Source organism: Shewanella sp. CG12_big_fil_rev_8_21_14_0_65_47_15 (assembly GCF_002783505.1).
In the GTDB taxonomy this organism is placed as follows: Bacteria; Pseudomonadota; Gammaproteobacteria; order Enterobacterales; family Shewanellaceae; genus Shewanella.
Window position 1 is genome coordinate 19,108 of record NZ_PFGL01000010.1, and the last position, 12,672, is coordinate 31,779.

A 12,672-nucleotide genomic window follows, 5' to 3' on the forward strand; every position below is an offset into this window, starting at 1 on the left:
TAGACATAAAAAAACAGGCCGCTGTATGGCCTGTTTCTATATCAAGAGTCACTTTGTTCGCTAAGACTCGCTTAGTAAGTGTATTTAGCTTCTAAGAAGTAGTAGCCACCATTAAAACCAAACGGGGTGTTGGTTAATGGGTAGACGAAAATGCCTCCGAAGTTATTATCCTCAGGGCGTTTTTCGGGATACACATCAAACAGGTTTTGTACCCCAGCGGTGAAACTTAGCGCATCGGTTGCTGCGTATCTCACCGACAGATCCATCACCCATTGATCGCTGTAATTCACATCACCCGTTGAGTAACCCACAGTGTAATCGCCAAAGTAGCTGAGGCGAATATTAGTCTTAAAGTCGCCAAGCTCATGGGTCAAGCCCACGTTACCTGTGTTATGTGGCGTCGCCGAGGTCATGCGAATTTGTTCTATGCTATCGAATAGCTTTTTGCCTAACCCATCCAAAATTTGTGGGAAATGAATATCTTGGATTTCAGTCTTATTGTAGGCATAGGCTAAGTTCGCCCGTAAATCACCCCAAGAGCCGATATCAAAATCTTGGCTCACCACAAGGTCAACGCCACGGGTGCGGGTATCGACAGCGTTGATAAAGAAGCGCGCCGATTCTGCATTGGTGCCCGCCAGCGCTGCCGCTACGGCGGGCGAATCATTAGGCGTCACTGAACTCGACAGAATAATGCGATCATCGATGGAGATTTGATAGGCATCTAATGTCAGTGCTAAGCCCGTGTCATTGGTGTACACCAAGCCTAAGCTAAATGATTGAGATAGTTCGGGATCTAACTCATTAATACCCAGTGCTTTGGTCACTGGCGATAGGGTGTTAAAAGTGCCCGATTCAATAGGCACCAGCTGACCCGTCACAGGATCGGGATTAAACAGCGTCGAGATATTGCTGAAGTACAGTTGTTGTACGCTCGGCGCTCTAAAGCCAGTGTTGATGGTACCGCGCAGGGCCAAGTTATCGGTGAAGTCGTAACGGCCCGCTAACTTCCAACTGGTGTTGCCACCAAAGTCGGAATAGTTTTCGTAACGCAGCGCCGCCGCCCAGTAAAACTCATTGGTTAACTGGTTTTCGAGTTCCATATAAACGCCGGTGTTATCACGGGTTTCATCCACTTGCGACTCAGGGGTAAAACCGGTGAAACCTTGGCTACCCGCAGCGCGGTTGTCGTAACCGCCATTGATGTATGAACCTGTTTCACCCGCTTCAATTTGATAGCCGTTTTGGCGCCAGGACACACCCGTCGCAAACAGGATTTCAGAGTCATTGGCAAAGGCAAAGTAGCGCGAGGCATCGAGATTAAGATTGGTTTCACGGGTCGTGAGTGTGCCCGCATCAAACTCGGTTGGGCTATCTGGGCCTAAAGAGGCGTTTAAGGTATTAACGATATTGTAGTTAAACGAGTTTTCGCCATGGCCAGCCGAAGTATCGATATTCCACTCGTCTAGGCTGAATTCATACCCCAGCACTAAGGACGCATCGATAATTTGGGGATTGATTTGCGGCAAGAAACCATCTGGATAGATTTCAGTTAAGTTACGGGCGTCGAGTGCGCGGCGGTAAAAGGCGCCTGACTTAGTCTCACGTTGGCTGATGCCACCAAACGCATAGAGTTTGCCATCTTTTGTGATGGGCTGGGCTGCGTTGATGAATAGACCTAAGTTGTCATATTTGGCATCACCGACTTGGTGGCTCTTACGGTTGAATGTCGCTTCGCGGGGATCGGCTGAGCCATCGGGTAAATCATTGTATTGTTTGCGTTCATCTAATCCGGCGCGGTTAGTGCTGTCTTTATGGTGGGCTTCTAGTGAGACATTCACAAAGCCATCGTCACTTAAACTTATGCCGTGGTTTACACCCACACGCCATTGTTCGCCGTCGCCAAGATAGGTTTGGCCCGCTTGGGCGGAAACACTGCCGCCTTGGTCACTATCTTTTAATACCACGTTGATCACGCCGGCAATCGCATCCGAGCCGTATTGTGCCGAGGCACCATCACGCAGGATTTCAATACGTTTGATCGATGTCATAGGGATAGCGTTTAAGTCGACGTTAGACGAACCTTTACCTACAGTGCCGCTTAAATGCACTAGTGCCGAACCGTGACGACGTTTGCCGTTTACTAGCACTAAGGTGTGGTCGGGCGACAGGCCGCGTAAACTGGCGGGGCGCACGGCATCGGAGCCATCGGTCACCGACGAGAAGGGAAAGCTATAACTTGGCGCAGCAAATTGCAGTGCTTTAGCGGTTTCAGTCATGCCGGTGGATTCAAGTTGTTCCGCGGTAATAATATCGACGGGCGCAACACTGTCGGTGGCGGTGCGAAGGGCGATCCGCGAGCCAATGATTTCAATTTTCTCAAAGCGGCTAATTTGCTCTTCTGCTTGAACGGCGGGAAAAACCAAAGTTGAAGATACTGCTAATGCGATAACGGCTGGACGCATAAAACCTCTTAATGGTGGAGTAACCTTTAGGCTGGAACTAAAACATTGATCCAACTCAAGTAACAATTCGATAAGCCGAAGGTTATCACTGTAACAATTGTTACATATAGACAGAAAAGAACTAACTCAGAGCCGACTGTTCTAGATAATGACCCAAAACTAGTCGAATATATCGCCATTCAAGGAACGGCTGGCTATGTGAATAAAATCATCAAGATCCATTGTGCATGCTGATCGTTTATCGCTATCGGCTGCTGTGTTTTAATGGTATTAAACCTTCAGGTTTGAGGCAGTTTTAAGGAGTTTAGCTTTGCCCGCATTACGCTTTCTTGCTGGCCCTACGGCCTTTAACGTCATCAGAGAACAAGGTCTTCATTCCAATGCATTTACACAATTATTGGCCGCATCCGGTGGCCCTAAATGGCTGGGTATTGCAGGGCTTGATAAGTATCTTTTTGCTGAATTTTTTAAAGACAGACAAACGCCGCTATACACCTTTGGGGCATCCTCCGGCGCCTGGCGTTTAGCCTGTTTGGCTCAGCAAGCTCCACTAAAAGCCTACGCGCGTTTAGAGGATTATTATATTGATCAGCGCTATGAAACCGTACCGACGCCGCAGGAGGTGAGTGAGCAGGTGAAGGGGATAGTTCGAGGCATTCTTGGCGAAACGGGTGGGCGTGAGATAGTCAACCATGCTTATATTCACAGTCACTTAATTGCATGCCGCGCTAAGCACATAAATTGTTTTAGCCATAGACTGCCATTGGCGACAGGGCTGGCTATTGCGGCGGCAACTAATTTATTCAGCCGCAAAACCTTAGGCTGGCATTTTGAGCGCGTGGTGTTTAGCCAGCAACTAGCTTCATCACCCTTTCAACAACTTAAGGATTCACCTAGTCAGCAAGCGCAGCTCACCGAGACCAATATGGATGCCGTGATGTTGGCAACGGGGTCGATTCCACTGGTGCTTGCGCCTGTATCTCAGATTGATGGTGTGGCCGCTGGGCAATACTACGATGGCGGTATTACCGACTATCACTTCGATTTGCCCTTATCCCATGCCACGGGATTGACGCTGTATCCGCATTTTTATCCCCATATGAGCCCTGGATGGTTTGATAAGTCGTTAACTTGGCGTCGTGCTCACGCCAATTATCACAATGCCTTAGTGCTGGCGCCAACGGCGGAGTTTGTCGCATCGCTACCCTTTGGCAAAATCCCCGACCGCGAAGATTTTAAACAACTGGATACGGCGCAGCGCATCAAATATTGGCGAACCTCAGTCGACTTGAGTGAGCGCCTAGCCGAGGAGTTTGCCGAGGTGTTCGCTAAGGGGAATTTGATGGAAAGGCTAGAGCATTTTTAGGCCTGCGAGCGGACAGTACACAAAATTCTTTTTTGTACTCAGCGGCTTTAGGAAGGAAATAATTTCTCCTGCTACACTCTAAGTTAATAGGGAATACGAGCGAGCGGATGGCCGTTTCCTTCTATTTGAGGGCAGGAGGTTGCTATGCAAACACGAGAAATGGCGTTAATTATGCGCGATGCCTTGTTACTGCCACAGGGAAGGATTGAAGTCCGCGTGGTCGAACCTGGGCATCTACGAATGGTCGCGGATGTGTTAAAAGGTAGATACGATTTGGCCTTTGCGGCAATGAGGCCGCGGGGCAGCCCTCCCTGTTATCCCACCGCCACCCAATGCGATATTATCGATTTTAACCAGCTTGAAGATGACTCACTCAGCATAGTGCTCGAAGGGCGGCAGCGGGTCAGCATACTTTCGGCGGCACAGGCTAAGGATAAACTCTGGATGTCGCGCACTTTACCTTGTCGTAACTGGCAGGAAGAGCCCATCGAAGGTGAGTTTGAATTGATCAGCGCCGCACTGGAGCAATTCTATGAGGTGAACCCGGATTTACTCGAACTCTACTCCCAAGTGCATTTAGAGGATGCGGCTTGGGTAAGTCAGCGCTGGCTAGAAGTGTTACCTATGTATAACAAGGATAAACTCTTACTCGTGAATCAACCCGACTGCCATAAAACCATGGATTTTGTGCTGCAACTTATCAAGTCCCATGTGGACTGAAAAACCGCATAGGGGCTAGAATAGCGGCTATATTTGGCCGCTATTTTTCTATATGACTCAAACCGCCCGCGCAGCCCAGCCTTCCTATGTGGTCCTCCCTCGGGAAACTACCGATAAATTAACCGTGTTTGCCTTTCTCGCGAGCCATTTTGCCCGTATGGGTGAAGAGGTATGGCGGCAACGGATCCTCGATGGCAAAGTGCATTGGCAGGATGGCAGTGTCATTGGCTTAGACACGGCATATCGGCCTACGGCGCGGGTCTATTATTACCGTGAAGTGCCTGTGGAAACCCAGGTCCCCTTCGAAGAGCAGATCCTCTTTCAGGATGAAAATGTCATCTTGGCCTATAAGCCGCATTTTCTCCCTGTGACCCCAAGCGGTAATTATGTCAATGAGTGCCTAGTGCACAGATTAAGATTGCGCACCGGTATCACAACAATCGCGCCAGCCCACAGGTTAGATCGTGAGACCGCAGGAGTGATCCTGATGACCACGCGGCCACAAACCCGGCACCTATACCATCAACTCTTTGTCGATGATGCTATCCGTAAAGACTATCAAGCGATGGCCAAACTGACCCCCGATATTATCGAGCGATATCGAAAGGGCGGTTTATCATTGCCACTGCATTGGACGGTGAAAAACCGTATGCAGCCGAGTGAACCGAGCTTTATTATGCAAGTGGTTGAAGGGGAAGCGAATACCCACTCTGAGATCAGTCTGGTGGCAATCGAGGGGGATGTCGGCTTATTCCACCTAAGCCCCATTACGGGTAAAACCCACCAGTTGCGCGTGCATATGCTCAGCCTCGGTATGCCATTATTAAACGACCGATTTTATCCTTCGTTATTGCCAAAAGGGCCCGATGATTTTACTCAGCCATTAAAATTGATGGCGCAGCGTTTGCGGTTTATCGACCCTGCGAGCGGGATTCACCACGATATTCAATGTGAAGGATTTACTCTTGTTTAGGTGGCTCGAATAGGGTTTCACTCATATCTCCATGTAAAACCGCGACTTTTGTCGGCGCACCATTGTCTGCCAAGGTCAAGATGCCGATACCACTTCGATTGATTAGACGTTTGCTCGGCTCGCCATTGGGGCGTCTCCCCCGGATCAACAAGCGTTTTCGCTTAGTCAGTAGGTTTAACGGTGAAAAATGGCCATAAAACCAACCGTTGAGCTTATCGAAAAGCGGCAGCAACTTTTCAGGGAACTGGTTTTTAATCCCGCTGCAGGTGATTTGATAGATGTTAGGACTGCTGCGCCTAAAACGAATGCTGATGTCGTAGGCAAAGGAATAGTGCACATCACCGGAGAGGATCACAAATTCCTCCGGGGTTTTGCGGTGCATAAAAATACTCAGTAGGGCATTGGCGCCGCCGGGGTGGGCCATCCAGTTTTCGGCGTCCACTAGGAGGGACGCCCCCATCAACGTGGCCGTGCGCTGCACCGCTTCAATCAATTTGACCCCAAACATGGGGGCAGGCGAAACAATAATGACCTTAGACTGGCCGAGTAGCTCCTGTTGCAAGTCCATTAGGGCTTCCCAATCCATTAGCCCCGAGGGTTTAGCCAAATTGGATTCACTGCGCCAACGGCGGGTGCGGATATCGAGCACGACGAGTTTTGGGAAGGTTTCTAAGGTGTAATGCCACTGCTCAAATTGCAGCAGTTGGTTGATAAGTTCATCCTGTAGTTTGGCCTGCGGCTGCTTAAAAAAAGCATCCAATAGGGGCCTTACCTCTTTAGAAAACTTATCCGGTGCATTGCCAAGCCCTTGAAATAAAACATAGCCGATCAAAGCATTGCCAACAATACGCTTCGAAAATGCATGCTCGTATGCGGCTTGCTCCCATTTGGCCGTGAGGTTCCAATCGTCCGTGATGTCATGGTCGTCAAACATCATGTAAACCGGAATGTGCGCCATAAAACGCCTGACTTGTTTCAGCCCCGCTTTAAAGGCGAGCAAGTGCTGCCATTCATTGCGCCAGCGTGCGCTATTGGCGGGTGTTAAACCCTCGATATCCTTGGGTAGTTCGACTAAATCCCATAGCTCGGGTGACCAAGTGAGTAGATACAGGGCGATGATTTCACTCAGGCTGATTAAGTGATTTTCGGCGATGGATGACGTAAAAATCGGATGATTGCGATACCAACGCCAGAGTGCTGTTTTGGCAGGATATTGGGTATGGGGCAGTAGGTTTTTATGCCGCTGATATAGTTCCATCGGTTGGTAGCGAATATCTTGGCTGCCTTGGATGTTCGCCCCTTCAAATAACTCATGGTTAAGACCGAGTAGTGTTATCACTTGGCCGATAGCGCATAGCATGGGGCCGGCAACATCATCCACATAGACCTGATCGCCACTGAGCATCATCAGGGCTGGGCGCTCGTTTACATTGCTATCATCTAAGTTGCTGTCGATTATCTGTGATAATCGGGTATCGGCGGCGACTAAGGCATCGTCACTATGGTGATGGGGATTACGGCAAGAGCCATGGTAAATATGGGTTAATTGGGGCGTGAAACACAGGTTTGGGGTATCAGCCTGACCATAGTTCAGCTCGCTTAGGTGGGCAAAAATATTCCCATACTGGCTGGCGAACACTCGATAGCGCGTGACGCTATTGGGCGTGAGCAACTCTGGGCGCGACAGGGTAATAAGGTATTGGTGGGCGTGCTGTCCGAGTGGCACATAATGCAAATCGACATCCTGCAACGGATATTCTTGCTCGCCTAAGTGTAATTTAAGCTCAGTCAAGGGCTCGCGGCTGACGAACCACAGGGTAAAGTGTGAGGCATCGCAGTGGCGCAGCATTGGCCCCGCCAATATTAAGGGAAGTGTTGAACTCAAATTCAGCCTTTCTTATATGGGATTAACTTTTATGGGATTAACTTCGGCAAACAAGAGTAAACAAGTGCGTTGAATATGAAAAGCTTTTAGAATAATAAGCCAAATTTCAGCGTGAATGGTGAAGGCATATGGCGAAGATCATGGTAACAGGCGCGACAGGGCTACTCGGCAGAACTGTTGCAAAACAGCTTGAATTAACGGGACATGAAGTGGTCGCCACAGGTTTTAGCCGTGCAAGTGAGCGAGTGCATAGGCTCGATCTTACAGCCCCTTTGGATGTCGCCGCATTTATCGCCCGCGAGCAACCGCAAGTGATAGTGCACTGCGCCGCTGAGCGCCGTCCCGATGTGTCGGAACAAAACCCGCAGGCGGCCTTGGCGCTGAATTTATCCGCTAGCCAAGCCTTAGCGCAGGCCGCCAAAGCCAATCATGCGTGGCTTATTTATATTTCCACCGACTATGTTTTTGATGGCACGCAACCAAAATATGCCGAAGATGCAGCCACTCATCCGGTTAATTTTTACGGTGAGTCAAAGCGTAAGGGCGAAGAAATAGTGTTAAACACTAGCCCCGATTTTGCCGTGCTCCGCTTGCCAATCCTTTACGGCCAGGTCGAAAAACTGAGTGAATCTGCGGTGTTAGTGCTGATCCAGCAGCTTATGGATCAGCGCACGCAGGGGATCGACGATTGGGCGGTGCGCAGCCCAACCTCAACCGCCGATATTGCCAATGCGATAGATAAGCTGATTGCCCTGCATCTTCAACCATTGCATCTTCAAGGATCGACATTGCAGGGGATTTATCACTTTAGCGCCGCAGAGACTATGACTAAGTATCAAATGCTGCTGACCTTAGGGGAGATTTTACAACTTAGCACGGCGCACTTAACGCCTGAACCGACGCCGACGGATAGCGCCAAAAGACCGAGGGACTGTACTTTAAGTTGTGGGCGTTTAGCTGCGCTCGGTATTCGCTCTGACATTCATTTTGCCACTGGCGCGCACCAAGCATTAACGCAATCGAGCGGTGCACTTGCCGCACTCGGTCTGACACTGTAGGAATGGCTATGACTAAGATATTAGGTACGAGTCTACAGGCCGCCGACCAAGTGGCATTGCTACGGACCTTAGGGCTATTGCTGCAAATAGGCTTAACTACCTTCGCCGCCGACACCTTTGGCCTTAGCCTGCAAATGGAGCCATTAGTCCATGTGCTTGTGCTGGAGAGCCTATTCCTATCGCTCACACTGGCATTGCGTAAACCATTGTTTGCCAAAGAAAGTGGTCTGTTTATCGCCCTCAGCTTAGACACACTATTTTGGATATCTTGGTTGCACTTTTCCGGCGGTGCCACCAATGCGTTTATCTCGTTATTATTACTGCCCATCGCGCTTGCGGCAGTGACTTTACCTATCTGGGCACCTTGGGCACTGACGGCTATTTCAACCTTAGCCTACAGTCTGATGATCTTTACCGTGCCCGAATCGCCGATGCAGCACCATGGCATGGACATGAGTTCCCATTATTTGGGCATGTGGTTTAACTTTGTGATTTCGGCATTAGTGATGACAACCAGTGTGGCGCTGATCACTAAACGCATGCGCCGGCAGGATGCGCAATTGGCTTTTATGCGAGAGGGGCAATTGCGTCAGGAACAGCTGCTGGCATTGGGCACCGCCTCGGCGCAGATGGCGCATCAACTGGCCACGCCGCTATCCACCTTAAGGTTATTACTCGATGAAATGAAAGAGGAAAGTGGTGATGCTTCTGCGTTAGTGGAAGAGATGGAAACCGCCCTAGGGCGCTGCGAGCATACGCTTGCCGAATTGCGTTTAGCCACTGAATCGATTCGCGACCGTCGCCAGCGTCCATTGTTATTCGACGAGCTGATGGACGGACTTAAACAGAAAACGCTGCTGTTGATGCCACAAACTGAGATCCAGTGGTTGATGACCTGCACTGCCGAAAAACTCGCCGAGCGCAGCATTTTAACCGATATGAGCCTAACCCCAGCGATCATGGCGTTGATTGAAAATGCTGCCCGCGCGAGCACCGAAACCCTAGGGACGGCGCAGGTGGATATCAGTGTGGATATAGCACCAAGCGAAGATCAAATCTATCTGCAGATCCGCGATTATGGCACCGGTATCGCCCCCGCTTTATTGCCGCAACTGGGCACTTTATTAATCGAGAGTCCCAAGGGCCTAGGCATAGCCCTGTTGCTCAGTCATGCGAGTTTAAACCGACTGGGCGCAGAGCTTATCTTGGCTAATCATCCCCAAGGAGGCACAGTGGCACAGATCCGTTTTTCAGTGTTAGGGCCGCAGAGCCAGACGAGTGACGAGGCAAGCGTATGAAACGGCTACTGATTATCGAAGATGACCAAGCACTGGCAAATATTTTGGCACGAAGGCTGAGTCGCCACGGCTTTGAATGTCGTTTAATCCACGATGCCAGTGATGCCCTGCTGGTGGCGCGGGAATTTCGCCCAAGCCATATTCTGCTGGATATGAAACTTGCCGAGGCGAATGGGCTAGGGCTTATTGTGCCACTGCGTAATCTGCTGCCCAAGGTGACTATGGTCTTGCTCACAGGTTACGCCAGTATCGCCACCGCGGTAGAAGCTATTCGCCTCGGCGCCGATAACTATTTGGCTAAGCCGGTGGACACCCAAACTCTGCTTGCAGCATTGGATATAGATAGTCATTCCCATACACTTCAAGAAGATGAAGTCGACGACTCACCACTTAACCCTAAGCGGTTAGAGTGGGAGCATATTCAGCAAGTGCTCAATGCCAATCAGGGCAATGTGTCGGCCACTGCCCGCCAACTTGGTATGCACCGCCGCACCTTGCAGCGTAAGTTATTAAAGAAACCCGTGAGCGAAACTGGGCCGCTAAAGTAAATGAGAATGCACTCAAGGAAGGAGTCGTGGGATGCGTGAGAATGATGGCATTGAAGTGCATTATCGAAGCCCAGAAACCGATTTAGCCAAAAGCTTGCAAGTGATTGAGAATCTATTGCCTTTTATCGGTAATGAATGTGATAACCAACCCAATGGTATTGCGTTTTCATTATTGGATTACCTCGAATTGGTAGAGGATACAGGTCGAATCATCCGCAACGACAAGCGTGGTGCCATCACTGAAAATAGCATCAACTTACTGACTAGATTAAATATATCCCATGACAATTGGCTTAAGCTCACCACCGAGTTTGGCAAGCTATTTCATGGCCCAGTGGGCACGCTGCAAGAACTGACCGATTACTGCGAACACTTAGAAAAGCGACGACGACACTTCGCTTTTTGCTGTCAGCACCTCAATGCTGGCTGATTTCAAGCCTGTTTCATTGACCGTTCCTTTCAAGACCGCCAACAAGACAATAGGTTGGGCTTTTTTACTAAAAATTTTCATTTTTCAGTCAAATAGGTTAATTGAGTTAGTTATTATCCTTCGGAGCCCTAGCTCGCTTTTTAGCTGCTAAGTGACTTTTCGTTACTTGAATGCTAACCGAAAGTGCATTATGTCTTTGTTTTATCTTGGGTGGCCTGATTATTTATTTATCACTGTGATTTGGGATTGATTAACTGATTTGAATACCGAATCGGATGAAGTTATTTAAAAGCAAAGTCAAAGTCGTGGGGCTTCACCCCACACCCGACCAAAAGGGGAAAAACGCCTGTTCCCCTTTTGGAAATCCCCCGGCGTCCCTAGCGAAGTTACATGCATTGGTTAGTGGCTTCGTGCTTATTCGAAAATCGCTAACGCTTCCGATGGTACATCCTGTACCCCGAAAGCTAACTCGGCATCCATGCCTCGCTCACGCGATTTTCTTCAATGCCCTTCAGCAACTTCGCAGGGAAAGGTGAACTTCTGTCGCTTAGGTATTAACTTTTAATTTCAAAAGAGTCAGCTTGTCACATATTTGGGAAAATTTAATTGCCTTGTTGAACAACATATTTTTGAACCAACTCTCTATTTAATACCTGGTCTATTGATAACTTTTCTAAGGAGCGCAAGTCGAAAGATTTTAGGCTTTGAACATACTTTTCAATTTCCTTTGGCACTGATTGGTAGAAAAGATAGTAAGCTTGACCATGCATCTTGTTTTTATGTCGCTCTAGAAGAGGTTTAATTTCACTCCAAGTACCTATAGCCATATCCTCAACTTTTTTGAACCATCGTTTTGGTGCTAGTTCGTTTCTACCGATCAAAACTATATCTACGGGAGGGATTAATGACGGAATAGCATCAGGCCAGACACAAGCAGTAACGGCTTTGCCTTTATAATTTAGTAACATAATTGATGGCACAAAAACATCATCTTCAACTTCTTCTTGAAGAGTTTCCTTATGAATATTCCAAGACCAGACAGCTTCCAGCTGTTCTGTAGGCAAACTGAAGACATCTGGATGATCTTCAAGAATTGATTGATATCCAAATTCATTACCATAAAGCCAACCGCTCGAAAATTCTTCCGAGTTAAAATCTCCAGAGCCCATTCTGTGGGTTTGAGGATCATCTACTGTCAAATTAAATGTTGATATAAATTCCCTCACCTCAGGCTCGGCTTCTTTGACAAAGAACGTTGGCCTAAAAAAGTTCATATTAAATACAATTGGGAAATATTCATTATCATCATCTTGCTCTTGGTATTCAAAAACAAAATATACTCCTGTGACTTCATTTTGATACCAAGCTTGTGAGTCTTCTAAGGTGTAATTTTTACGACCATGAAAATATGAATCAAATTGCTCTTTCGAAAAATCCCCATTTTGGGGTTTCATAAATAGGTCATAACTCATCCACTTGCTCCCTAACTGGATTTAACGCCATCGTTGTTTTTATAGTTTGCATACGTATAACCCCAATGTTGAATATTTAGGGAAATAACATACAACCAACTGATTTAAATTGATTTAGACGATAGCAAAAACCATTCAGGTTATAAAGTATACATGCGCATGATTTGTGATCGTTTTGTCTATTGATTGGAAGATTGGATAAGACAATTCTTTTGAGATAACAGCCAACACAGAAGAGACAGAAGTTCACCTCCCCTCGGAGTTGCCGCAGGGCATTTACGTTCGTTGCGTGAGCGAGGCATGGATGCCGAGATAGCGTCAGTCGAATCAGGGACGAGCGTCTGACGCGATAGCATTAGAACGCAAAATGCCCAAGGGGCTTTCAACTCCGTTAGGGGCGTCTTGGAGCATCCAAGGAGGATAGGACGAGCAGTCCTCCTTGGTCGGGTGTGGGGTG

Annotated in this window: 9 protein-coding genes and 1 pseudogene; 7 read left to right on the top strand and 3 right to left on the bottom strand. The window is 48.3% G+C overall.

Annotated features, from left to right (window positions below; translation table 11 throughout):
- Nucleotides 1-71 precede the first annotated feature (71 nt).
- The gene (locus COW15_RS02720) at nt 72-2,465 is read right to left on the bottom strand and encodes a TonB-dependent receptor (protein WP_293629683.1); all 2,394 of its coding nucleotides are present in this window, start codon (nt 2,463-2,465) and stop codon (nt 72-74) included.
- Nucleotides 2,466-2,775: 310 nt separating this feature from the next.
- On the opposite strand from COW15_RS02720, the gene COW15_RS02725 reads away from it, so the two are divergent.
- From COW15_RS02725 to COW15_RS02735, 3 genes are all read left to right on the top strand, one after another.
- Entirely contained in the window at nt 2,776-3,831 is a 1,056-nt protein-coding gene (locus COW15_RS02725; RefSeq protein WP_293629684.1) for an alpha/beta hydrolase, read from the top strand.
- 144 nt (nt 3,832-3,975) lie between these two features.
- Entirely contained in the window at nt 3,976-4,551 is a 576-nt protein-coding gene (locus COW15_RS02730) for an LON peptidase substrate-binding domain-containing protein (RefSeq protein WP_007651163.1), read from the top strand.
- 52 nt (nt 4,552-4,603) lie between these two features.
- The gene (locus COW15_RS02735; RefSeq protein ID WP_293629686.1) at nt 4,604-5,524 is read left to right on the top strand and encodes a pseudouridine synthase; all 921 of its coding nucleotides are present in this window, start codon (nt 4,604-4,606) and stop codon (nt 5,522-5,524) included.
- Here the strand turns inward: COW15_RS02735 and COW15_RS02740 are convergent.
- The gene (locus COW15_RS02740; protein ID WP_293629695.1) at nt 5,511-7,373 is read right to left on the bottom strand and encodes an alkaline phosphatase D family protein; all 1,863 of its coding nucleotides are present in this window, start codon (nt 7,371-7,373) and stop codon (nt 5,511-5,513) included. The genes COW15_RS02735 and COW15_RS02740 overlap by 14 nt on opposite strands.
- Nucleotides 7,374-7,537: 164 nt before the next feature.
- Here COW15_RS02740 and COW15_RS02745 point away from each other — a divergent pair, with 164 nt between their 5' ends.
- From COW15_RS02745 to COW15_RS02760, 4 genes and pseudogenes are all read left to right on the top strand, one after another.
- Nucleotides 7,538-8,467: an SDR family oxidoreductase gene (locus COW15_RS02745; RefSeq protein WP_293629688.1), complete on the top strand. Its 930-nt coding sequence runs from the start codon at nt 7,538-7,540 to the stop codon at nt 8,465-8,467.
- 8 nt (nt 8,468-8,475) lie between these two features.
- Nucleotides 8,476-9,765 carry a HAMP domain-containing sensor histidine kinase gene (locus COW15_RS02750; RefSeq protein ID WP_293629689.1) on the top strand — a complete coding sequence of 430 codons (1,290 nt, stop codon included), beginning with the start codon at nt 8,476-8,478 and terminating at the stop codon, nt 9,763-9,765.
- Nucleotides 9,762-10,313: a response regulator gene (locus COW15_RS02755; protein WP_293629690.1), complete on the top strand. Its 552-nt coding sequence runs from the start codon at nt 9,762-9,764 to the stop codon at nt 10,311-10,313. The genes COW15_RS02750 and COW15_RS02755 overlap by 4 nt, the downstream gene beginning before the upstream one ends.
- A 109-nt stretch (nt 10,314-10,422) precedes the next feature.
- A pseudogene (locus COW15_RS02760) lies at nt 10,423-10,743 on the top strand (transposase); the annotation flags it as partial.
- 602 nt (nt 10,744-11,345) lie between these two features.
- On the opposite strand, the gene COW15_RS02765 reads toward COW15_RS02760, so the two are convergent.
- Nucleotides 11,346-12,215, bottom strand: a complete 870-nt coding sequence (locus tag COW15_RS02765; RefSeq protein WP_293629692.1) for a hypothetical protein — start codon at nt 12,213-12,215, stop codon at nt 11,346-11,348.
- Between the last annotated feature and the right edge of the window lie 457 nt (nt 12,216-12,672).

What these genes read in the sequence shown, in the direction of transcription:
- COW15_RS02735 (WP_293629686.1), top strand. Translation starts at nt 4,604, where the DNA reads ATGACTCAAACCGCCCGCGCAGCCCAGCCTTCCTATGTGGTCCTCCCT.
- COW15_RS02755 (WP_293629690.1), top strand. Translation starts at nt 9,762, where the DNA reads ATGAAACGGCTACTGATTATCGAAGATGACCAAGCACTGGCAAATATT.
- COW15_RS02765 (WP_293629692.1), bottom strand. Translation starts at nt 12,215, where the DNA reads ATGAGTTATGACCTATTTATGAAACCCCAAAATGGGGATTTTTCGAAA.
- COW15_RS02750 (WP_293629689.1), top strand. Translation starts at nt 8,476, where the DNA reads ATGACTAAGATATTAGGTACGAGTCTACAGGCCGCCGACCAAGTGGCA.
- COW15_RS02740 (WP_293629695.1), bottom strand. Translation starts at nt 7,373, where the DNA reads ATGCTGCGCCACTGCGATGCCTCACACTTTACCCTGTGGTTCGTCAGC.
- COW15_RS02720 (WP_293629683.1), bottom strand. Translation starts at nt 2,465, where the DNA reads ATGCGTCCAGCCGTTATCGCATTAGCAGTATCTTCAACTTTGGTTTTT.
- COW15_RS02745 (WP_293629688.1), top strand. Translation starts at nt 7,538, where the DNA reads ATGGCGAAGATCATGGTAACAGGCGCGACAGGGCTACTCGGCAGAACT.
- COW15_RS02730 (WP_007651163.1), top strand. Translation starts at nt 3,976, where the DNA reads ATGCAAACACGAGAAATGGCGTTAATTATGCGCGATGCCTTGTTACTG.